20 protein-coding genes and 1 riboswitch are annotated in these 21,865 nt (G+C 70.9%); of the genes, 11 read left to right on the forward strand and 9 right to left on the reverse strand.

Annotated features, from left to right (window positions below; genetic code table 11):
* Positions 1-74: 74 nt before the first annotated feature.
* Positions 75-1,370 (reverse strand): extracellular solute-binding protein, encoded by a 1,296-nt coding sequence (locus ACFVYX_RS24105; protein ID WP_389683523.1) that lies wholly within the window; start codon positions 1,368-1,370, stop codon positions 75-77.
* A gap of 285 nt (positions 1,371-1,655) precedes the next feature.
* Between ACFVYX_RS24105 and ACFVYX_RS24110 the strand changes: the two genes are divergently transcribed.
* The 4 genes from ACFVYX_RS24110 to ACFVYX_RS24125 all read left to right on the forward strand — a co-directional run bounded on the left by ACFVYX_RS24110 (position 1,656) and on the right by ACFVYX_RS24125 (position 4,182).
* Positions 1,656-2,420, forward strand: coding sequence for a GntR family transcriptional regulator (locus ACFVYX_RS24110; RefSeq protein ID WP_389683699.1), 765 nt, complete (start codon positions 1,656-1,658; stop codon positions 2,418-2,420).
* A 431-nt stretch (positions 2,421-2,851) separates the two neighbouring features.
* Entirely contained in the window at positions 2,852-3,073 is a 222-nt protein-coding gene (locus ACFVYX_RS24115; RefSeq protein WP_389683524.1) for a hypothetical protein, read from the forward strand.
* Between the two features lie 73 nt (positions 3,074-3,146).
* Complete coding sequence (locus tag ACFVYX_RS24120; RefSeq protein WP_389683525.1) at positions 3,147-3,407, forward strand: hypothetical protein; 261 nt, start codon at positions 3,147-3,149, stop codon at positions 3,405-3,407.
* Between the two features lie 25 nt (positions 3,408-3,432).
* Positions 3,433-4,182 carry a BTAD domain-containing putative transcriptional regulator gene (locus ACFVYX_RS24125; protein ID WP_389683526.1) on the forward strand — a complete coding sequence of 250 codons (750 nt, stop codon included), beginning with the start codon at positions 3,433-3,435 and terminating at the stop codon, positions 4,180-4,182.
* A gap of 19 nt (positions 4,183-4,201) precedes the next feature.
* On the opposite strand, the gene ACFVYX_RS24130 is transcribed toward ACFVYX_RS24125, so the two are convergent.
* Genes ACFVYX_RS24130 through ACFVYX_RS24160 form a run of 7 tightly spaced genes read right to left on the reverse strand, consistent with a single transcriptional unit; the run spans position 4,202 to position 11,881 of the window.
* Entirely contained in the window at positions 4,202-5,479 is a 1,278-nt protein-coding gene (locus tag ACFVYX_RS24130; protein ID WP_389683527.1) for an endonuclease/exonuclease/phosphatase family protein, read from the reverse strand.
* The gene (locus tag ACFVYX_RS24135; RefSeq protein ID WP_389683528.1) at positions 5,476-6,483 is read right to left on the reverse strand and encodes a glycosyltransferase family 2 protein; all 1,008 of its coding nucleotides are present in this window, start codon (positions 6,481-6,483) and stop codon (positions 5,476-5,478) included. The genes ACFVYX_RS24130 and ACFVYX_RS24135 overlap by 4 nt, the downstream gene beginning before the upstream one ends.
* 30 nt (positions 6,484-6,513) lie before the next feature.
* A complete protein-coding gene (locus ACFVYX_RS24140) occupies positions 6,514-7,410 on the reverse strand; it encodes a UbiA prenyltransferase family protein (protein WP_389683529.1) in 897 nt (298 codons plus the stop codon).
* An 11-nt stretch (positions 7,411-7,421) separates the two neighbouring features.
* Complete coding sequence (locus ACFVYX_RS24145) at positions 7,422-8,444, reverse strand: NAD-dependent epimerase/dehydratase family protein (protein ID WP_389683530.1); 1,023 nt, start codon at positions 8,442-8,444, stop codon at positions 7,422-7,424.
* Positions 8,438-9,838: an aspartate aminotransferase family protein gene (locus ACFVYX_RS24150; protein WP_389683531.1), complete on the reverse strand. Its 1,401-nt coding sequence runs from the start codon at positions 9,836-9,838 to the stop codon at positions 8,438-8,440. The genes ACFVYX_RS24145 and ACFVYX_RS24150 overlap by 7 nt, the downstream gene beginning before the upstream one ends.
* Complete coding sequence (locus tag ACFVYX_RS24155; RefSeq protein ID WP_389683532.1) at positions 9,825-10,841, reverse strand: lysylphosphatidylglycerol synthase domain-containing protein; 1,017 nt, start codon at positions 10,839-10,841, stop codon at positions 9,825-9,827. The genes ACFVYX_RS24150 and ACFVYX_RS24155 overlap by 14 nt, the downstream gene beginning before the upstream one ends.
* Positions 10,838-11,881, reverse strand: coding sequence for a glycosyltransferase family 2 protein (locus tag ACFVYX_RS24160; RefSeq protein ID WP_389683533.1), 1,044 nt, complete (start codon positions 11,879-11,881; stop codon positions 10,838-10,840). Before ACFVYX_RS24160 ends, ACFVYX_RS24155 begins: the two co-directional genes overlap by 4 nt.
* 123 nt (positions 11,882-12,004) lie before the next feature.
* On the opposite strand from ACFVYX_RS24160, the gene ACFVYX_RS24165 reads away from it, so the two are divergent.
* Positions 12,005-13,162, forward strand: coding sequence for an endonuclease/exonuclease/phosphatase family protein (locus tag ACFVYX_RS24165; protein WP_389683534.1), 1,158 nt, complete (start codon positions 12,005-12,007; stop codon positions 13,160-13,162).
* Positions 13,163-13,331: 169 nt separating this feature from the next.
* Here the strand turns inward: ACFVYX_RS24165 and ACFVYX_RS24170 are convergent, their stop codons facing one another.
* Positions 13,332-14,264, reverse strand: coding sequence for an aldo/keto reductase (locus ACFVYX_RS24170; RefSeq protein ID WP_389683535.1), 933 nt, complete (start codon positions 14,262-14,264; stop codon positions 13,332-13,334).
* A gap of 221 nt (positions 14,265-14,485) precedes the next feature.
* Here ACFVYX_RS24170 and ACFVYX_RS24175 point away from each other — a divergent pair, with 221 nt between their 5' ends.
* From ACFVYX_RS24175 to ACFVYX_RS24200, 6 genes are all read left to right on the forward strand, one after another.
* Entirely contained in the window at positions 14,486-15,469 is a 984-nt protein-coding gene (locus ACFVYX_RS24175; protein ID WP_389683536.1) for a LuxR C-terminal-related transcriptional regulator, read from the forward strand.
* Between the two features lie 183 nt (positions 15,470-15,652).
* Positions 15,653-15,865 carry a DUF3311 domain-containing protein gene (locus ACFVYX_RS24180; protein WP_389683537.1) on the forward strand — a complete coding sequence of 71 codons (213 nt, stop codon included), beginning with the start codon at positions 15,653-15,655 and terminating at the stop codon, positions 15,863-15,865.
* On the forward strand, positions 15,862-17,493 hold the full coding sequence (gene mctP, locus ACFVYX_RS24185; protein WP_389683538.1) for a monocarboxylate uptake permease MctP: 1,632 nt from the start codon (positions 15,862-15,864) through the stop codon (positions 17,491-17,493). Before ACFVYX_RS24180 ends, mctP begins: the two co-directional genes overlap by 4 nt.
* Positions 17,494-17,597: 104 nt before the next feature.
* Complete coding sequence (locus ACFVYX_RS24190) at positions 17,598-18,098, forward strand: GNAT family N-acetyltransferase (RefSeq protein WP_389683539.1); 501 nt, start codon at positions 17,598-17,600, stop codon at positions 18,096-18,098.
* Between the two features lie 21 nt (positions 18,099-18,119).
* Positions 18,120-18,286: riboswitch (cobalamin riboswitch) on the forward strand.
* 131 nt (positions 18,287-18,417) lie between these two features.
* A complete protein-coding gene (locus ACFVYX_RS24195; protein ID WP_389683540.1) occupies positions 18,418-20,799 on the forward strand; it encodes a ribonucleoside-diphosphate reductase subunit alpha in 2,382 nt (793 codons plus the stop codon).
* A complete protein-coding gene (locus ACFVYX_RS24200) occupies positions 20,799-21,815 on the forward strand; it encodes a ribonucleotide-diphosphate reductase subunit beta (protein WP_389683541.1) in 1,017 nt (338 codons plus the stop codon). Before ACFVYX_RS24195 ends, ACFVYX_RS24200 begins: the two co-directional genes overlap by 1 nt.
* Positions 21,816-21,865: the final 50 nt, after the last annotated feature.

Raw genomic sequence — 21,865 nt, forward strand, 5'->3', positions numbered from 1 at the left:
CCGAACACGACCCTCCCCCCCCCGGGCGGTGCGTGGGCGCCCGCCCCCCCCCCCCCCCACCACCGGGCTACGGATTACTGCTGGTTGACGCGCTCGTTGATGACCTTGTCGGCCGCCTCGCCGGCCGCCTTGGCGTCCTCACCCTTGAGGACCTTGGTCATGTAGTCCTTGATCGGGTTCGGCACGGTCTCGACGTTCGCCCAGCCCGGGGTCACCGGGGTGACCTTGCCGGAGGCGGAGGAGATGGCCATGGCCTCGGCGAAGGAGCCCGCGGCCGGCTTGAACTGCGCGGCGTCGGAGTTGGGAAGCAGCGCGCCCTCGGTGGCGGCGGCGTACTTCGTCATGAACTCCTTGCCGGCGGCGAGGGCCAGCCACTCCTTCGCGAGGTCCTTGTTCGGGGAGCGCTCGGCGATGGCGAGGTTGGAGCCGCCGAGGAAGACGGAGCCCGGCTTGTCGGCGGTCTTGCCCGGGATCGGGAAGTAGCCGAAGTCGGCGGTCTTGCCGGCCTTCTTCATGGCGTCGATCGCGCCGCCGGCCTCCCAGCCGAGGCCGATCCAGGACGCCACGCCGCCCTTGGGGACGATGTCGGTGGACTGCTGCGGGGTCGCCTCGTCCTTGTCCTTCGGAGCGGTGGAGTAGGACGCCAGCTCCTTGTAGAAGTTCATGGCGGCCGCGGCCTCGGGAGAGGACAGGTTGCCCTTCCACTTCTCGCCGTCCTTGACCGCGAGGTCGCTGCCCTCGTCCCAGATGAGGCCGGCGAGGACGTACCAGGACTGACCCGGCAGGTAGATCGCCTGCGACTTGGGGTCGGAGGCCTTGAGCTTCTTCAGGCCCTCGATCCACTCGGCGCGGGTCTTCGGCGGGGTGACACCGGCCTTCTTGTAGGCGGCCTTGTCGTAGATGACGACGCGGTTGGCGGCGTACCACGGGGCGGAGTAGAGCTTGCCGTCCAGCTCGCTGGAGGCGACCATCCCCTTGTTCCAGCCGTCGTAGCCGAGCTTGGCCTTGTCACCCGTCAGGTCGGCGAGGCCGCCGGTGACCGCGTAGCCGGCGGTCTGGGTGTTGCCGAGCTCGAGGACGTCCGGCGGGGTGTCCTCGGAGAGGGCGGTGGTGACCTTCTCCTGGATGCCGTTCCAGATCTGCTTCTCGACCTTGACCTTGACGCCGGGGTGCTTGGCCTCGAACGCCTTGTTCACCTCGGCCATCCACGGGTCCGGGGCGGAACCGTCCATGACCCAGACGGTCAGGGTCTTGTCGCCCCCGGCCGACGCCTTGGCGCCGTCCTTGCCCTTGTCGCTCTCGGAACCGCACGCGGCGATAGAGACCATCATGCCTGCGACGCCGATCGCCGCGATGAGCTTGCGCTTCACGCCACCCTCCTCAGGGATGCCTGCAACCCCTGCCCACCGCGCGAAGACATACGTCAGGTAGTGCTCGTGGGGCTGGGACCTGGTCTTTAATGGTTTAGACCAGTACCCGGAGCTTGGCCTAGACCTTTAGGGGTGTCAAGGGTGTATAAGAAGGGCAGTCGCGTCCGTTATCGGACCGACACCTGAGGGAGGGCGACGACCCGTGACCGGTCCGTGCCACCATGTGAGCCGCTACAGACGGAGGAGCCGGTGACGGCAGCAGCACAGGAGTCGGGAAGGCAGGCCATGGCCACGGACGCGGGCAGCACGGAGACAGAGGGCGGGGCGCCCACCCGCACCGCGCGCGTGCCCAAGTACTACCGACTGAAGCGGCATTTGCTCGATATGACGGAGACCCTGCCGCCCGGCACACCGGTCCCGCCGGAGCGGACGCTCGCCGCCGAGTTCGACACCTCGCGCACCACCGTGCGCCAGGCCCTCCAGGAGCTGGTCGTCGAGGGCCGGCTGGAGCGCATCCAGGGCAAGGGCACGTTCGTGGCCAAGCCCAAGGTCTCCCAGGCCCTGCAGCTCACCTCCTACACGGAGGACATGCGCGCCCAGGGTCTGGAACCCACCTCGCAGCTCCTCGACATCGGGTACGTCACCGCCGACGACACCCTCGCCGGGCTGCTCGACATCTCGGCCGGCGGCCGGGTGCTGCGCATCGAGCGCCTGCGGCTCGCGAGCGGTGAGCCGATGGCGATCGAGACCACCCACCTGTCGGCGAAGCGCTTCCCCGCGCTGCGCCGCTCGCTGGTGAAGTACACCTCGCTGTACACCGCGCTCGCCGAGGTCTACGACGTGCACCTCGCCGAGGCCGAGGAGACCATCGAGACCTCCCTCGCCACCCCGCGCGAGGCCGGCCTGCTCGGCACGGACGTCGGCCTGCCGATGCTGATGCTCTCCCGCCACTCCGTCGACGCCAAGGGCGAGCCGGTCGAGTGGGTACGGTCCGTCTACCGCGGCGACCGGTACAAGTTCGTGGCGCGCCTCAAGCGCCCCAACGGCTGAGCGGACGGCCCGCGAGCACCGGACCGCAGCGGAACGAGGGGGGTCGCCGAAGGATCGGCGGCCCTCCTCGTTCCGTATTCACGGCCCCCCTCCTTCCGTGTTCACGGCCCCCCTCGTTCCGTGTTCAACGGTCCGCGCGCCGCGGCACCACGCTCTACCGGGTCCACGCGCCCCGGCACCACGCTGTACGGGTCCACGGACCTCGGCACCTTCTGCACGGCAGCAACGTGACAGCACCCGCGAACCCGCTGGTGAGCCCGGCCCCCGACGGTGGCCCAAGGGGTGGCGCCTAACGACCGGGCGGTTGCTGCCAGTGGCCGGCCGCTGACAGCACCTCCTCGTTCGAGCATGCTTGAACGTGTCGAAAGGGCCCCGCCAAGGGCAATCGGCACATTCCACCGAATCCCGAACTCGCCAGAGGTGTCTCCGTCATGCGCTCTTCCGCCCGCCGTCTCGTCCTCTCCGCCGCCCCGCTCGCCGTCCTCGGCGCGATCCTCGTCACCGCCGGACCGTCCGCCGGTGCCGCCACGGGGGCGGACGCCACGCCGCCGGCGCGGGTCCTCGCCGCCGACCCGGCGGCCGGCCCGACCGCCGCGCCGACGGTGGCGCCCACCCCGTCCGCCGCCTCCACCGACGGCTTCTCGTGGGGCTGACCGCCCCGCTCCGCACCCCACGAGACCGCCCCTCTCTCCCGCGGGACCCGCCATCTTCCTCATCGGCATCTCGATGTCCGCGTCCGCCGCGACGGACAGCGGGCACCCCACCCCCAGCGGCGTCCTCGCGGCGCTGTACCGGTCCGCCGAGCCGACGGACCCCGTCGAGACCGCTCGTGCGCTGGTCACGGACCACTCCGTCCGGATCGCGCTGTGCCTCGACTGCCCCGACGAACTCGAGGCGGTCGGACGCGCGCTGGGCATCTGCCGGCGCATGCTGGGGCGCACCCCCGAACTCGACGGCTACGGCATCGCCGACTGCAGACTCCTGTGAACCCTCCCGAACGGGGAATTCAGCCGTGTTCGTCCATATCCTGGGCCCCCTCCGCGCCACCGTCGACGACCGCCCGGTGCCGCTCGGCGGCCGACGGACCCAGACCGTCCTGGCCGCCCTCGCGCTGGAGGTCGACTGGGCCGTCTCCGTCGACGGCCTCGTCGAAACCGTCTGGGGCCCTCATCCCCCCGCCAGTGCCCGCACCCAGATCCGCATCTGTGTCTCCACACTGCGCCGCGCCTTCGCCGCCGCCGGTGCCCCCGAGCTCATCGAGACCCATTCGTACGGCTACCGGCTGCGTCTCGGGCCCCACGACCTGGACGCCGCGGTGTTCGAGACCGGCGTGGAGCGCGCACGCGCCCTGGCCGGGGGCGGTCGCCGGGCCGAGGCCGTACTGGAGCTGCGCAACGCGCTCGCCCTGTGGAACGGCCCCGCGCTCGCCGGGCAGTCCAGCCGGGCCCTTGATCCCGGGATCCGGCGCCTTGAGGAACTGCGGATCCGGGCGACCGAGGAACGGCTCGGCCTCGAACTGGACCTCGGCCGGCACGAGGACGTCATCGGCGAGCTGATGGCCCTGACGGCGACGTACCCCTTCCGGGAGCAGTTGCACGCCCAGCTGATGCTGGCCCTGCACCGTGCCGGCCGGACGGCCGAGGCCCTGGCGGCGTACCGGCGCGTGCGGCTGACCCTCGTCGAGGAGCTGGGGATCGAGCCCGGCCCGAAGCTCGGCGCCCTGGAGCGGTCGATCCTGCTCGGCGAGTGCCTCTCCGCCTGAACGGTCGCCGCGCCGCCGCTCATACGGTGATCCGCAGCTCCTGGAGCCGGTGCTCGGACACCCCGTCGGTCGGCAGGAACCGGTAGCGGTGCACGCGGGTGACGTCCTTGGTGAAGGCCCAGTCCATCCGGAAGAACGGCAGGTCCTGGTTGAAGAGGTTGTCCCCGAACTCCCCCAGGGCCGCGAACTTCCAGCTCAGCGGCAGGAAGTCCGGGTTCGCGGGGGTGGCGTCCTCGGCCACCGCGCGTACGCCGTCGAGGGAGCGCATGGAGTCGGTGGCGTTGAAGTCGCCGGCGATCAGCACGGGATGGGGGTTGGCGGCCACGTCGCGCTCAAGGCCGCGGAACTCCTCCTGCCGCCAGGCGTGCTTGCGGCGCAGGTACGGGTCGTGGTCGAAGTCCGAGAAGAGGTTCAGGTTGTCGAGCGCCAGCGGCACGGTGATGTGCACGTTGTACGCGCTCAGCACCCGGCCGCGTACCGCGAGGTCGGTGCGGAGCACCTTCTCCCGAGCGAACTCCTGTCCAAACGCGGGCTTCCTGCCGTACGTGAGCCGTGGTCCGGCCCCCACGGGCGTCTGGGACAGGATCGGGAAGCGGGAGATCGTGAGCAGCTCGCTGCGGCGGGCGATGTGGTAGCCGGGGAACTGGCGGCGCAGCTCGGCGTCGTCGTCGAGCCTCCAGTAGCCGTCCTCGCCGAGACCGGGGGTCCAGCCCACGTGTTCCTGGAGGAGGTAGACGTCGGCGTCGCGGGCGTGGAGGAGGGCGAACAGCCGGTCGGTGCTGGTCGCCATGGCCCAGTACTGGGTGTTGAGCGACACCACCCGCAGGGCGTCCGCCGGCACGGGACCCGGATCGCGCCAGAGCGCGGGCCAGTTGAATCCGGAGCCGGTGGTCAGGGCGAGCGCGAGTGCCAGGCCCGAGACGCCGGCGGCGAGCCGTCGGCGGCGTCCGCAGGCGGCGGCGCCGGCCACCAGGAGGACCAGCGGGATGCCGGTCAGGAACAGGGGCGGCGCGACGTCCAGAATGAGGGACCAGTGCCACCGGCCGCTCACCAGCCACCGGACCACGGCGAACAGCAGCCAGAGGAAGGCGAGGCCGAGGACGGTCCGGCCGTACCACAAGCGGACACGGCGAGCGGCCCGGCGGCCGCGGCCGGTCGGCCCCTCCCCGACCGGGGACCGCGCGGAGCTCACGGCCCGCACGATCTCCGGCCGCGCGGTGTCCGGGGCCTGCACGGTGTCCGGGGCCTGCGAGGTCTCCGGGGCCTGCGAGGTCTCCGGGGCCTGCGAGGGGGTCATGCGAGGCTCCCGCGCGGCTCGTACATCCGCCGGAAGCGCGCACTCGCCGCGTACTGGGCGAGCCCGGCCGCGAGACCGGCCACGACGGCGGTGTTGACGAGTGCCTGGGCGCCGGTGAAGAAGGCCCCGAAGAGCAGCCCCCGTTCACGGAGCACGAAGCGGTACTGCCCGAGGTCCGCGAGAACCGATCCGGTGAGTGCGGCCAGCGACACCGCGAACGCGGCCGGGTGCAGCGGGCCGAACGGCAGGGCTGCCACGGCGAGGCCGCCGAGGGCGGAGGCGACGGCCCGGCCTCCGGTCTCCATGCCCTGCATGGCCCGGCCCCGGTCGAAGTAGAAGGGCACCCGGAGGCGGCTGCGGACGAAGGCCTTGCGCAGCAGGGGCCGCATCCGGTTCTCGTCGGAGAGCCGGCCCCTGATCCGGGATGTCAGGAGCATGGGCCACCGGGCGGCCAGGCGTTCCGCGTGGTCGATCTCCTCGGTCTGCCGCAGCGCCGTGTTGAACCAGCCGGCTTCCATGAAGGCGGACCTGCGGACCGCGCCCAGGGCGTAGAAGCCGCCGCTGACCAGGCCTTCGGCGCTCTTGCGCCAGTAGTGGTACTGAAGGATGCGGTACTGGCCGACCGGGCCCTCCTCGAACAGCGGCTCCTTGTCGGGTATGCCGAACACCGCGCCGTACGTGGGGTTCTCCTCGAAGAGTGCGACGGCCTGGGCGACCGCCTCCGGGTGCATGGTCAGGTCGGCGTCGAGGAAGAAGACGATCTCTCCCCTGGAGCGGCGGACGCCCTCGTTGCGGGAGGCACCGGGTCCTCCGTTCTCCCGGACGCGGACGAGCTCGACGGGATGGCCGGCGGCGATCTCCGCGCAGCCGTCGGTGCTGGCGTCGTCGACGACGATCACTTCGATGCGGGGGTACGTCTGCTCGCGTACGGACCGCAGGCAGAGGTCGATGGTGGGCCGGTCGTTGTACATCGGGACGACGACCGACACGAGGGGATCGGACATGGGATTCCTCGGTGGGGGTGGAGGGGCGGTTCAGGTGGCGAGGTGCGGGACGAGGAGCGCGCCCCAGACGGCGGAGTTGACGACCATCACCCGGTCGCGCATCAGGGTCTTGACGGGCTCTCCCCCGCCGCCGTCGACGATCACGATCTGGAGGTAGCGGAAGAGGGCGAAGAGCGCGCAGACCACGGTGAGCAGGGCGTACTGCCCGAAGCCCGATTCGGTGCGCAGATAGAGCAGGTACCCGAACAGGGTCAGGGCCGAGCAGAGCACCAGGACCAGGTCGAGGAAGTGGGCCGAGTAGCCGACGAGCGCCGGCCGGTGCCCGGTGCCGGAGACGCTCAGCTCATGGCGCCGCTTGCCGAGGATCAGGACCAGGCAGGACGCGAGCACCGTGAGCACCAGCCACATCTCGGCCGGGCGGTGGGCGGCCTCGTAACCGCCGAGGAGGCGGAGCACGAAGCCGGTGGCGACGACGAAGACGTCCAGGAGCGGAAGGTGCTTGAGCTTCCAGCTGTACGCGCCGTTCACGGCCAGGTACAGCAGGACGATCAGGGTGGAGCCGGCTCCCAGGGCGAACAGGGCGGGGGCGAGCAGGGCGCCGAGCACGAGGGCCGTGGTCGCGGCGGAGGCCATGCTCATGCGTCCCGAGGCAAGGGGACGGTGGCGCTTGACCGGGTGCCGTTTGTCCCGCTCCACGTCGGCGATGTCGTTCAGGACGTAGACGAGGGACGAGGCGAGGACGAAGGCGCCCAGAGCGAGGGCGACCCGGACCAGGGTCGTGGTGTCGACGCCGCCGCCGAGCAGCGCCAGGGGCACCACGAGCAGGTTCTTGGGCCACTGGCCGGGTCTGAGCAGGGCGATCGGCGCGGGCAGCCGTCCTGGCCGTACCGGTGCCGGCGCACTGGTGTGTCCGGTGAGCTGGGTCATGGCACGGCCTCTCAGAAGAAGATCTTCGCGGTGGACAGCAGGCCCTGGCTCCACGGGTCACGGCTCGTACGGCCGGTGGCCCCCGCCTTCGGGGCGGTGTGACGGGCGGTGCGCCACCACTCGTAGGTGCGTAGGACGGCGTCGGCGTTGGACAGGCGCGGGGTGAAGCCGAGTTGGGCCTTCGCCTTGTCGATGCTGACGTAGGAGTCGTCCATCAGCTTGTGCAGCAGTCGGCCGTAGACCGGGGAGAGCTTGGCCCGCTGGAGGAGGTTGAGCAGGGTCAGGGCGGGGCGGGCGGGCAGTCCGATGACCCGCTTGCCGTGTCCTGCGGCGTCGAGGACCGCCTGGAAGTCCTCCCGGATGGTGCCGAACTCGGCCGCCGCGAGGTTGTAGGTGTCGTTGGCCACGTCGTCGGGTGCGGTGAGGACGGTGACGACGGCGTCGACGAGGTCGTCGACGGCGAACATCTGGATCCGTACGTCACCCTTGCCGAGAACGGGGAAGTTCCGGCCCTCCTCGGCCCATTCGAACAGCATCGAGAACAGGCCCATGCGGCCGGGGCCGACGAAGGTCTTGGGGCGGAGGATGGGGACGCACATGCCCTCGGCGCGGTACCGCTCGGCGATCTCCTCGGCGGACGCCTTGGCGCGGCTGTAGGTGTCGACCGGCTCGCGGGGGTACTCCTCGGGGGTGGGCACGATCGTCGGCAGACCGTAGACGGCGGTCGAGGAGATGTGCACGACGCGGGGGGTGCCGGCGGCCTTGGCCGCCGCGAAGACGTTCCGCGTCCCGCCGATGATGATGGAGCGGATCTGCTCGTCGGGGTAGCTGGGCAGGGCGGCCGCCGCGTGGACGAGGACGTCGGCGCCGTCGAGGGCCCGGTCCATGAGCTCGCGGTCGCGGATGTCGCCGGTCAGCAGGACGCCGGGGCCGGGCCTGAGGTCGACGCCGCGTACTTCGTGGCCCTCGGAGAGGAGCCGTTCGGCCAGGCGGGAGCCGAGCATGCCGGCCGCGCCGGTGATCGTGATCACCACTGGGAGCTCACCTTCTGCTTGATGAAACGGGCCACGAGACCGGTCAGACCGCGGCCGAGGACGTCGTCGAGGGCGTCGATCGCGCGCTCGGCCTCCTCGGGTTCGGTGACCAGGGAGGGGCCGATGATCAGGGGGTTGGCGCCGTTGAGCGTGTAGTACGTGAAGATGCCGTGGTCCTGGTAGAGCGCGTTGATCACGGCGCAGGTCACGAGCTTGGTCTTGAAGCGGGGGTCGCGGGCCATGCCGCCGGGCGCGAGCTTGGCGACCAGGTCGAGGATGCGGGGGCCGCCCTCGATGAAGACACCCCAGAGGGCTCCGGCGCCCGCCACCCGGCCGATCTCGTCGGGGTACCGCTTGGCGAGCCGTTGGAGACCGGGTTCGAGTACGGCTCCGAGGGCGCGGGCCCGCGCCGGGTAGTCGTCCTCCACCGCGATGTTGACGGCTTCGAGGGCGGTGGCGCACTCCTCGCCGAAGCCGTAGTAGGTGGTGGAGGTGGAGTTGATCAGGGAGTCGCCGAGGTTGTCGTACGCCTTGCGGAAGATCGGCTCGCGGGCGACGAATGCGGAGATGGACGACTTGCCGCCGCCGAAGGACTTGGAGGTGGTGAGCACGTCCGGAATCAGGCCCGGGTAGCGCATGAAGTGGAAGAGGCTGCCGGTCTTGCCCCAGCCGGTGTAGATCTCGTCGAAGATCAGGATGATCTTCTCGCGGTCGCAGATCTCGCGCAGGCCGCGCAGGAACTCCTCCGAGCACTCCTGGATGGTGGAGGCGCTGAAGGGCTCGATGAGAAGGGCGTAGACGTCGCCCCGGTGGGCGGCGACGACCTTGCGGACGGAGTCGAGGTCCCCGTAACGGAAGGTGTCCACGCCGGGGATGGTGGGGAAGCCGAACTGGGCCTGGCCGGTCAGGCCGCCCGAGCCGAGGAGCTTGCCGTGGAAGGCGCAGTCCGCGCGCAGCACCGTGTTCCGCTTGCCGTTGTGGTACTTGTACGCGAGTTTCACCGCGCCCTCGACCGCCTCGGCGCCCGAGTTCGGCAGGAACGCCATGTTCAGGTCGCCGGGCAGGACTTCGGCCAGGTTGTGGCCGAGGGCGGCGAGGTAGGGCGAGAAGTAGGTCTTGTGCACCTCCATGCGCCGGTCGCGGGCGAAGCGCTCCCGGGCGGCGAGGATGCGGGGGTGGTTGTGGCCGTGGTTGAGGACGCCGACGCCTCCGGTCAGGTCGAGGATCCGCCGGCCGTCGTCGAGGGTGAGGTAGGCGCCCTCGGCGCTGCGGACGAGCTCGCGGCCGAAGCCGAACGAGGTCATGAGGGAGACCTGGCTCTTGTTCACGTAACGGCGGTAGAGGTCGTGGACCTCGTCGACCTGGAACTTCTCGGCGTCGTCAAGGGTGTACACGGGCTTGGTCTCCCATCGGGGCGGTGGTGTGGGTGATCGGGGCGGCGAGGAGCGCGGGCGCGGCGCGGCGGGAGGCGGAGGCGGTACTCGCTTCCGCGGAAGCGGCCTGCCGGGCCGACCTGGTCCGCGACCAGGCCAGGACGACCGCCGAACTGGCGAGCTCGGCGACGACGCACACCAGCCGGCTGGCGATCGCGGCGGCGGCTGCCAGGCCACCGGGCAGGACGGTGGAGAGAGCGGCGGTCAGGGTCAGCTCGCGCACACCCCAGCCGTCGGGGACGACCAGCGCGAGGCTGCTGATCGCGGTGGCCAGGGCGAAACCGCCGACCGCCGCGCCGAGCCCCGCCCAGGGCGGGGCTCCGACGGCCAGGAGCAGGAACCACAGGTGGAGTCCCGAGGCGGTCCAGGAGGCGATGGCGAGCAGCACGGCCGTGCGGACCGCGCGGTCCGGCGGGGGGACGACCGGCCGCTTCACCAGCCGCGCGAGGGCCGTGACGGGTCGGGTGATCAGCGCGGGCCGGACGACGCCGGCGAGGAAGAGCAGCGCGGGCGGGCACAGCCACATCCAGTGGCCGGGCAGCGCGGCGGGCGCGGCGACGAGGCCGACGGCGGCGCCGGTGAGCAGGGTCAGGGCGAGGCTCAGCACATAGGCGGAGGTCATCTGGGCGCCGGGAACACCGGCCTCCCGGCCGTGCGCCACATGGGTGATGACCCCCCAGACCCGGCCGGGCACGTACTTGCTGAGCTGGCCGAGGAAGTAGATCTTCGCCGCGCGCAGGCCGCGGATGGGGTGGTCGCCGGGGATGAGCACCCGCCAGGCGTGCACGGCGAGGACCAGGCCTGCGATGTTGGCGAGGACAGAGGCGGCGATCAGGGGGACGGCGTCGGCGTGGGCGAACGCCTCCACGACCTTGGGCCCTTCGCCCCGCAGGAGGAGGTAGACCCCGATCAGGGCGGCGGCCACGACGACCGGCGTGAGGATTCTGCGCAGCCACACGGTCATCGCGCCGCCGCCCGTTCGGTGGTGCGCCGGTCACCGGTGCGGGGCCGGGCGGAGGTGAGCGCCCGGAGCGCGCCCCGCGCGGCACCGGCGAGGAGCGCCGCGTGACAGGCGAGATGGACTGCGACGAAGAAGGGGACGAACGAGGCACCCTTGCGGCGGGCCGCGAAGCCGAGCAGACCGAGGTTGGCCAGGCAGAAGGCGAGCAGCCCGGCCACCGGCAGGGCCGCGAGGAGCGGTGCGGCCGGGGGCGGGGCGGACAGGAGGAGCGCCAGGAAGGGCAGGGGCAGGGAGCCGAGGCAGAGGGCCGCGGCGAGGACGGACGCGGGACTGTTGGCCGTCAGGTTGCCACGCCCGCCGGCGCGGGCGGAGAGCAGGGCGGGTACGAGCAGGAGGGCCCGGCGGTACGTCTCCGAGAGCAGCGGGACGAGGCGGTGCTCCTCGTCGTGGCGCGCCATCACCCGTTCCGTGAGGACGATCCGGTAGTGCGGGGCGAGCCGGTCGCTGAACTCCAGGTCCTCCGAGTCGCGGAGCCGCTCGTCGAAGCCGCCGAGGCGGTCGAAGACCGTGCGCGGCACCGCGGCCTGGGCGAAGAACGCGGTCTCCACCACTCCGGCACCCCGGGCGCGCCACCAGTAGGCGTGCAGCGTCTTGTACCACTCGACGGGTCCGTCGTCGAAGAGCGGCTCGGGCGCGATGACACCGTGCACACAGCCGCAGGAGGGGTCGTCGCGCAGGATCTCGAGCGCGTTGGCCACCGAGTCCGGGGTGAGCGCCTCGTCGGAGTCGAGGAAGAACAGGACGTCACCGGTGGCGGCGGCGATGCCCGCGTTCCGGGCGGCGGAGACACCGCGGTTGCCCTCGCCGCCGATCAGGACGCACGGATGGGTCCGGGCGATCTCGGCGGTCCGGTCGGTGCTGCCGTCGTCGACGACGATGACCTCGTGGACGGGGTGGGTCTGGGCGAGGACGGATCTCAGACAGGCGTCGAGCGTGCGTGCGGAGTTGTAGGCCGGTATGACGACCGACACGGTTTGCGTCATGGGAGGAGCACACCGGGTCCGCGTATGGATCGGATATCGATCACGTATCGCGACTTCTCGGAGAGCGAGACGGCCAACACTCATGAGAAAAAAGGGAGTTGAGGGCTGCTAGCGTCCCCGGTCGTGAACCTTCCCCTGAGCCCCGGCGTCCCTGCCGAGACCACCGAGCACACCCCAGGGGCCGCCCCGGCGGAGCCCGTACGCGCCCCGGACCGGCCGCCGCCCTGGAGGCCACGGGCCACCCGGTTCCTGGTCGGCGCGGCGGTGGCCTGGGCGCTCTTCGTCGCACTCGGGCAGCTGCTGAGCGGGCGGTGGTGGCTGTGGCTGCTGCCGGATCTGGTGCCGCCGCCGGCCTTCGTCGCGGTGCCCGTCGCCCTGTCCGTCCTGGCGTGCGCCGTCACCCGCGGGCGCACCCGGCGGTGGCTGCTCCCGGTCCTCGCGGTGCTCCTGGTGGCGGGGGTCGGGAGGGCGGGGCTCCACTGGGGCGCGCTGGTCCCCGGCGGCGGGCCGGGCCCGGCCCCCGCGCACGCGCTCAAGGTGTTCTCGTGGAACACGCTCTACTGGGACACGACCGACGACCCGGACGCGTTCCACCGCTTCCTGCGGTCCAAGGACGCCGATGTCTACCTGCTCCAGGAACATCTGGGCTGGGACGGCACGCACAGGGAGATCGACCGGCTCGACCGGCTGCGGGCGGAGTTTCCCGGCTACCACCTCGTGGCGCGGGGGGAGCTGGTCACCCTCTCGCGCCATCCGGTCGTGGCGGCTCCCCCGGTCGGTCCCGGCCGGGCGCCGGCGAGTTCCGCGTCCTGGCGGGAGCGGTTCGAGTGGAACAAGGTGCTGCGCACCGACGTGGACGTGGCGGGCACGGTGGTGTCGTTCTACAACGTGCACGTCCCGGTGCAGCTGGACATCGAGCGCAGCTGGCTGAGCCCCGGCTTCTACGGAGTGGTCCGCGACACCGATCCCGTACGCAAGGAGCACTACGCGGCCCTGCTGAGCGACGCCCGCGCGAATCCCCACCCGCTCCTGATCTCGGGGGACTTCAACACGACCCCGGCGATGGGCGATCTGAAGGGGCTGCGGGAGGCGTTCCGTGACGCGCTGCCGGCCTCGTCGTCCTTCCTGCCGGGCACCTGGGGCGTCGGGGGCCTTCCGCTGTGGCGGCTGGACTGGACGTTCACGGACGAGGGCCTGCGCGTGCACCGCTACGCGCTGGTCTCCGCCGCGGGCCTCTCCGACCACAAGGGCCAGGAGCTGCTGGTCTCCCCGAAGGACTGAGCGAGGGGCCGGGGCCGGAGGAGTGAACGAGGGGCCGGGCCGGAGGACCGAGCGAGGGGCCCGGCCGGAGGACCGACCCCCGGACGGGCCCCTGGGCCGGCTCCCGGGCCGACCCCGAACCGCCCCGGACCGACCCCCGGTCCCGCCTACGGCCGGACGCGCGGCTCCGTCAGGCGCCCGCCTCGTCCAGACGTCGCCGCTGGTCGGGGTCGAGGGTCAGGGCGAGCGCGCCCATGGCCTCTTCCACCTGCTCGACCCGGCTCGCCCCGACGACGGGCAGGACGGACGGTTCGCCGTCGAGGAGCCAGGCGAGCACCACCTGGTTGACGGTCGCGCCGAGTTCTCCGGCGACCTCGCGCAGCGCCGCGAGCCGCGGAGCGGTGCCGGGGTGGTCGTAGGCGTCGGGGAGTCCGACCTCGGGGCGGGTGTAGCCGCCGGAGAGCAGCGCGCTGTAGGCCCAGATCGTCAGATCGCCCTCGCTGCGCGTGTAGTCGAGGAGCTCCCGGGTGACATGGACGTGCGCCGTGGAGGGGAGGGCCTTGTCGAAGCGCGGCTGGAGGTAGGAGTGGCGGTACTGGAGGTGGGTGTAGCGCGGGCGGTCGCCTGCGAGGGCGCGGGCGCGCTCGACCCGCCAGACGGCGTGGTTGCTGACGCCGAGTTCACCGGCCTTGCCCTCGTCGACGAGGTCGGCGAGGGTCTCGACGGTCTCGGCGAGCGGCACCGCACGGTCCTCCACGTGGGCCCAGAAGACGTCGATCCGGTCCACGCCGAGCCGGCGCAGGCTGTCGTCCAGGGCGCTCCTGACGGCCTTCTCGGAGAGCCCCTCGACCTCGGCGGCTCCGGGGGCGGTGGGCCGGGCACCGCACTTGGTGGAGAGGACGAGGCCGTCGCGGTTGCCGCGCGCGGCGAGCCAGCGGCCGAGGGTCGCCTCGCTCTCGTCGCCCGTACCGTCCTCGACCCAGTACGCGTAGTTGTTGGCGGTGTCGATCACGGTGCCGCCGAGTTCGGTGAAGCGGTCGAGCACGGCGAACGAGGTGGCCTCGTCGACCGACGTACCGAACGGCAGGGCGCCGAGTGCGAGGGTGCGCTGGGGGATCGCCATGGATACAGTCCTTCCCGGAGGTGCTTGGACTAGACCATCTTGGATCAAGAACCTCCGTCGCGCAGGGGATCGACCGGACAAGGACTGGCCGAACTCCGGGGATCCCCAAGGAGGTTCGATTGGTCTAGTCCTGAAGGCGGTCGCGGCCTACCATCGCAGAGACCTCACGGTCAGGCACGCACAGTGAACGGCACGACGGGACTATTCGGGGGGAAGACGCCTTGCTCGAGGCGCTGGGGATAGAGAAGTCCGCGGAGACCGTGTACCGGCTCATGCTCGAACGCCCCGACTACGGGGTGGCGGAGATGGCCCGCCGGCTCGATTGGTCGGAGCAACAGGTCCGCGAAGCCCTGAGCAGGCTCACGGAGGCGCGGCTCGTCTCCATGGAGGACGGATCGGGGGAGGCGCTCCCGTTCGATCCCGAGGTCGGCTTCTCCTTCCTCCTCTCCCGGGCCGAGGCCGAGCTGAGCCGTCGCCGGCGCCAGGTCGAGCGAGCCGAGCGGGCGGTGGCCGACATCCTCGCCACGTACACCGACCGGAGCGACGGCGCGGCGCGGCACGACGTGGTGCACCGGGTGGTGGGCCTCGACAACGTCCGTGAACGCCTGGAGGACCTGGCCGCGAACGCCCGCACCGAATGCCTCTCGCTCCTGCCGGGCGGCGCTCAGCTCCCCGACACGATGGACGCGAGCCAGCCGCTCGACCAGCTCGCCCTGGAACGCGGCGTGCGGATCAGGTCGATCTACCAGGAGAGCTTCCGCAACGACCCGCCGACCGTCGAGTACGTCCGCTGGTACTGCGAACTCGGCGGCGAGGCACGGACCGTGCCCGTCGTGCCCATGCTCATGGTGATCGTCGACCGTGAGGCCGCGCTCGTCCCCGTCGACCCGGAGGACGGGCGCGCGGGCGCTCTCGAAGTCCGCAGCCCCGGCCTCGTCCACGCGCTCATGGTGCTCTTCGACCGCCTGTGGGACACCGGAACCCCGTTCGGCGAGACCCCCCGCCGCGACGAGCACGACCTCTCCCCGCAGGAGCGGGAGTTGCTCATGCTGCTCGGCATCGGCTGCACGGACGACATCGCCGCCCGTCGGCTCGGGATCTCCCTGCGGACCGTGCGCCGGATGAGCTCGGAGCTGATGAACCGGCTCGGGGCGCGCAGCCGTTTCGAGGCGGGCGTACGGGCCACCAAGGAGGGCTGGCTCTGACCCCGCGAGGGGGAGCGTTCCCACGAGTCACTTCCGTTATACGGACAGGGGTTCCATGGAGCGGAGCCGTCCCCTAGATTTCCCCACCATTACAAGGTGATCAGCGAGGGGACGGGAATCGCCATGCCAGATGCGACAGACACGCCGGATTCGACACAAAGGAAACACCCCACCATCACACCCATGCGGGTGGTGATCGGACTCTGTCTGTTCGCCCCGTTCGTGGCGATGCTCTGGGTGAGCTCCTACGCGAAGACCGAACCGTTCTTCGCCGGCATCCCGTTCTTCTACTGGTACCAGATGCTCTGGGTGCTGATCTCCACCGTGCTCACCATGGTCGCCTACCAGCTGTGGAAGAGCGACCAGCGCGCCCGCAAGGGAGGTGACGCGCGATGAAGGACGTGACCGGAGTCAACGGCGTCGCACTCGCCGTCTTCATCTTCTTCTTCCTGGCCGTCACGGTCATGGGCTTCCTCGCCTCGCGCTGGCGCAAGGCCGAGAACGAGAACAGCCTCGACGAATGGGGCCTCGGCGGCCGGTCGTTCGGCACCTGGGTGACCTGGTTCCTGCTCGGCGGCGACCTCTACACCGCGTACACCTTCGTCGCCGTCCCGGCGGCCATCTACGCGGCGGGCGCGGCCGGCTTCTTCGCCGTGCCGTACACGATCCTGGTCTACCCGCTGATCTTCACCTTCCTGCCGCGCCTCTGGTCGGTCTCGCACAAGCACGGATACGTCACCACCTCGGACTTCGTGCGCGGCCGCTTCGGCTCCAAGGGCCTCTCGCTCGCGGTGGCGGTCACCGGCATCCTCGCCACCATGCCGTACATCGCGCTCCAGCTCGTCGGCATCCAGGCCGTCCTGGACGTGATGGGCGTCGGCGGCGGCGAGACCACCCACTGGTTCATCAAGGACCTGCCGCTGCTCATCGCCTTCGGCGTCCTCGCGGCGTACACGTACTCCTCGGGCCTCCGCGCCCCCGCGCTCATCGCCTTCGTCAAGGACACCCTGATCTACATCGTCATCGCGGTGGCGATCATCTACATCCCGATCAAGCTGGGCGGCTTCGACGAGATCTTCGCCAAGGCGGGCGAGGCGTACGCGCAGACCAACCCGGCCACCGACAAGCCGCGCGGCTCGCTCGTCCCCGGTGAGGCCGGCCAGTGGACGTACGCGACCCTCGCCCTCGGCTCGGCGCTCGCGCTCTTCATGTACCCGCACTCCATCACGGCGACCCTGTCGTCCCGGAGCCGCGAGGTCATCCGCCGCAACACCACGATCCTGCCGCTGTACTCCCTGATGCTGGGCCTGCTCGCGCTGCTCGGTTTCATGGCGATCGCCGCCGGCATCCAGGTGAAGAACGGCCAGCTCGCCATCCCGCAGCTCTTCGAGACGATGTTCCCGGACTGGTTCGCGGGCGTCGCGTTCGCCGCGATCGGCATCGGCGCGCTCGTCCCGGCCGCGATCATGTCGATCGCCGCGGCCAACCTCTTCACCCGCAACATCTACAAGGACTTCATCAAGAAGGACGCGACCCCGGCGCAGGAGACCAAGGTCTCCAAGATCGTCTCGCTCCTGGTGAAGGTCGGCGCGCTCGCCTTCGTCCTCACCATGGACAAGACGGTCGCGATCAACTTCCAGCTGCTCGGCGGCATCTGGATCCTGCAGACCTTCCCGGCCCTCGTCGGCGGTCTCTTCACCCGCTGGTTCCACCGCTGGGCGCTGCTCGCCGGCTGGGCCGTCGGCATGGTCTACGGCACGGTCGCCGCCTACGGTGTCGCCAGCCCGACCCAGAAGCACTTCGGCGGCTCCTCCGCCGAGATCCCGGGCATCGGCGAGATCGGCTACATCGGCCTCACCGCCTTCGTCCTGAACCTCGTCGTCACGGTCGTCCTCACCTTCGTCCTCAAGGCCGTCAAGGCCCCCGAGGGCGTCGACGAGACCTCCCCGTCCGACTACACGGCGGACGCCGGTGACGCCGGCGTGCAGACCGAACTCCCGAAGGTCGGCGCCCAGACGCACTGACCCGACGGTACGGCCGCACGCGGCCGGCCCCCAACACACGGGCCCGGGCTCTCCACCAGGAGACCCCGGGCCCCTTCGCGTCCCCCGCCGGGCACACTTTCCTCATGGACTTCACGATCAGGGCGGTACGGCCCGAGGAGTACGAGGCCCTCGGCGAACTCACCGCGGGCACCTATCTGAACGACGGGCTGCTGAAGTACGGGGCCCAGGACTCCTACCTGGAGGTGCTCCGGGACACCGCGCGCCGGGCCCGCGAGAGCGAGGTGCTCATCGCCGAGGACGCCGAGGGACGACTCCTCGGCGGGGTGACCTTCGCCACCGGCAACACCACCTGGGCGGACATCGCGGTCGACGGCGAGGCCGAGTTCCGGATGCTCGCCGTCACCCGCGAGGCCCGCGGCCGGGGCGTCGGAGAGGCCCTCGTACGGGCCTGTATCGACCGCGCGCGGGCCCTCCCCGGGTGCGAGCGGCTCGTGCTCTCCACGGACGCGACGATGGTCGCCGCGCACCGGATGTACGACCGCCTCGGCTTCGTCCGCACCCCCCACCGGGACTGGGAACCGATCCCCGGCCACTCGCTGCGCACCTACGCCCTGGAGTTCTGAGCCGAGGGCGACACACAACATGTGGGGGGTGCCGCGAGCGGTGCCCCCCACATGTATGCTCATGCTCGCTGTCGACGCAGGGGAATCCGGCGCGAATCCGGAACTGTCCCGCAACGGTGTGCTTCCTACGGATACGACCCGTCCGTACGAGGTGAGTCCGAGCACCTGCCGCAGCGCACCCGGTCCGACCGTTCCGGGTGCCACTGACGTCCGGGCCTCGCGGAGTGGGCCGGTGGAAGCGTCGCGTCCGACGTTACGGACGCACGCATGCCCGCCTTCCCCCGCCGCGGCCCCGAGCCGAGCGAGGGAGAGCCCCCACGTGACCATCGCGCCCGCCGATCCGGCTTCCGCCGAGGTTTCCGCGGTCGAGAGCGACGGACCCGGGACCGTACTGCTGCGGACCCTGACCGACCTCACCGCCGATCTCCCCGACACCGACCCCGGCAAGGTCGCCGCCGCCGCGCTCCGCGGCCGCAGCGCCGCGTCGGACGAGGCGGAGCTGCGCGAGCTGGCCACCGAGGCGGCCGCGGGCCTGATCGCGGAGGACCCGGCCTACTCCCGGCTCGCGGCCCGGCTCCTGACGATCACCATCGCCGACGAGGCGGCCGGCCAGGGCGCGTTCTCCTTCTCCGCCTCCGTCGCCGTCGGTCACCGTGAGGGTCTGATCGCCGACCGCACCGCCGAGTTCGTCGCACTGCACGCGAACCGGCTCGACGCGACCGTGGACACGGCCGCCGACGACCGCTTCGGCTACTTCGGCCTGCGCACCCTCTACTCCCGCTACCTGCTGCGCCACCCGATCACCCGCAAGGTCATCGAGACCCCGCAGCACTTCATGCTGCGCGTCGCCTGCGGTCTGGCCGAGGACGACTCGGCCCGCGCGCTCGACGAAGTGACCGCGCTGTACGGCCTGATGAGCCGCCTGGACTACCTCCCGTCCTCCCCCACGCTCTTCAACTCCGGCACCCGCCACCCGCAGATGTCCTCCTGCTACCTCCTGGACTCCCCGCAGGACGAGCTGGACTCCATCTACGACCGCTACCACCAGGTGGCGCGCCTCTCCAAGCACGCGGGCGGCATCGGCCTCTCGTACTCCCGCATCCGGGCCCGCGGTTCGCTGATCCGCGGCACCAACGGGCACTCCAACGGCATCGTGCCGTTCCTGAAGACCCTCGACGCCTCCGTCGCCGCCGTGAACCAGGGCGGCCGCCGCAAGGGCGCCGCCGCCGTCTACCTGGAGACCTGGCACGCGGACATCGAGGAGTTCCTGGAGCTCCGCGACAACACCGGCGAGGACCAGCGCCGTACGCACAACCTGAACCTGGCGCACTGGATCCCGGACGAGTTCATGCGCCGGGTGAACGCCGACGCCGACTGGTCGCTGTTCTCCCCCGCGGACGTGCCCGAGCTCGTCGACCTGTGGGGCGAGGAGTTCGACGCCGCCTACCGCGCCGCCGAATCCCGGGGCCTGGCCCGCAAGACGATGCCGGCCCGCGACCTGTACGGCCGCATGATGCGGACCCTGGCCCAGACCGGCAACGGCTGGATGACCTTCAAGGACGCCTCGAACCGGACGGCCAACCAGACCGCCGAGCCCGGCACCGTCGTCCACTCCTCGAACCTCTGCACCGAGATCATCGAGGTCACCAACGACGGCGAGACGGCCGTCTGCAACCTGGGCTCGGTCAACCTCGGCTCGTTCGTGGACGCCGCGACCCAGGACATCGACTGGGAGCGCCTCGACGCGACCGTCCGCACGGCCGTCACCTTCCTCGACCGGGTCGTCGACATCAACTTCTACCCGACCGAGCAGGCGGGCCGCTCCAACGCCCGCTGGCGGCCGGTGGGCCTGGGCGCGATGGGGCTCCAGGACGTCTTCTTCCAGCTGAAGCTGCCGTTCGACTCGGCGGAGGCCCGCGCCCTGTCGACGAGGATCGCCGAGCGCATCATGCTGGCGGCCTACGAGGCCTCGGCCGACCTCGCCGAGCGCAACGGCCCGCTGCCCGCCTGGGACAAGACCCGCACGGCCCGCGGTGTCCTGCACCCCGACCACTACGACGTCGAGCTGACCTGGCCGGAGCGCTGGGCGGCGCTGCGCGAGCGGATCGCGACGACCGGCATGCGCAACAGCCTCCTCCTCGCCATCGCCCCGACCGCGACGATCGCCTCGATCGCCGGCGTCTACGAGTGCATCGAGCCGCAGGTCTCCAACCTGTTCAAGCGCGAGACGCTCTCCGGCGAGTTCCTCCAGGTCAACTCGTACCTGGTCGACGAGCTGAAGAGGCTCGGCGTGTGGGACGCCCAGACCCGCGAGGCGCTGCGCGACGCCAACGGCTCGGTGGCCGGCTTCACCTGGGTCCCGGCCGAGGTCCGCGAGCTGTACCGGACGGCGTGGGAGATCCCGCAGCGCGGTCTGATCGACATGGCCGCCGCCCGTACGCCGTTCCTGGACCAGTCGCAGTCGCTGAACCTGTTCCTGGAGACACCCACCATCGGCAAGCTGTCGTCGATGTACGCGTACGCCTGGAAGCAGGGCCTGAAGACGACGTACTACCTGCGCTCCCGCCCGGCGACCCGGATCGCCCGCGCCGCGCAGGCGTCGACGGCCGCCGCCACCATCCCCGTACAGCAGGCGACCCCCGACGCGGACGCCCTCGCCTGCTCCCTCGAAAACCCCGAGTCCTGCGAGGCCTGCCAGTAATGAGCTCCACCGAACAGAAGAACCTCCTCGACCCGGGCTTCGAGCTGACCCTCCGTCCGATGCGCTACCCGGACTTCTACGAGCGCTACCGGGACGCCATCAAGAACACGTGGACGGTGGAGGAGGTCGACCTCCACTCGGACGTCGCCGACCTCGCCAAGCTGACCCCCGGCGAGCAGCACATGATCGGCCGTCTTGTCGCGTTCTTCGCGACGGGCGACTCGATCGTCTCGAACAACCTGGTCCTGACGCTCTACAAGCACATCAACTCCCCGGAGGCGCGCCTGTACCTGTCGCGCCAGCTCTTCGAGGAGGCCGTGCACGTCCAGTTCTATCTGACGCTGCTCGACACGTACCTGCCCGACCCGGACGACCGCGCGGCCGCGTTCGACGCGGTCGAGGAGATCCCCTCGATCCGCGAGAAGGCGCAGTTCTGCTTCAAGTGGATGGACTCGGTCGAGAAGATCGAGAAGCTGGAGACGGCCGCCGACCGCCGCCGCTTCCTGCTGAACCTCATCTGCTTCGCCGCGTGCATCGAGGGCCTGTTCTTCTACGGCGCCTTCGCGTACGTGTACTGGTTCCGCTCCCGCGGCCTGCTGCACGGCCTGGCGACCGGCACCAACTGGGTGTTCCGGGACGAGACGATGCACATGAACTTCGCCTTCGAGGTCGTGGACACCGTCCGCAAGGAGGAGCCGGAGCTCTTCGACGACGCGCTTCAGCAGCAGGTCACGGACATGCTGAGGGAGGCCGTCGAGGCGGAGCTGCAGTTCGGCCGCGACCTGTGCGGCGACGGACTGCCGGGCATGAACACCGAGTCGATGCGCGAGTACCTCCAGTGCGTCGCCGACCAGCGCCTCCAGCGCCTGGGCTTCGCCCCGGTGTACGGCTCGGCGAACCCCTTCGCGTTCATGGAGCTCCAGGGCGTCCAGGAGCTCACCAACTTCTTCGAGCGCCGCCCGTCCGCCTACCAGGTGGCGGTCGAGGGCTCGGTGGACCTGGACGAGGACTTCTAGTCCGTACGGATACGAGGAAGGGCCCCGCACTCACCGAGTGCGGGGCCCTT

Source organism: Streptomyces sp. NPDC058326 (genome assembly GCF_042879855.1).
Lineage (GTDB): Bacteria > Actinomycetota > Actinomycetes > Streptomycetales > Streptomycetaceae > Streptomyces.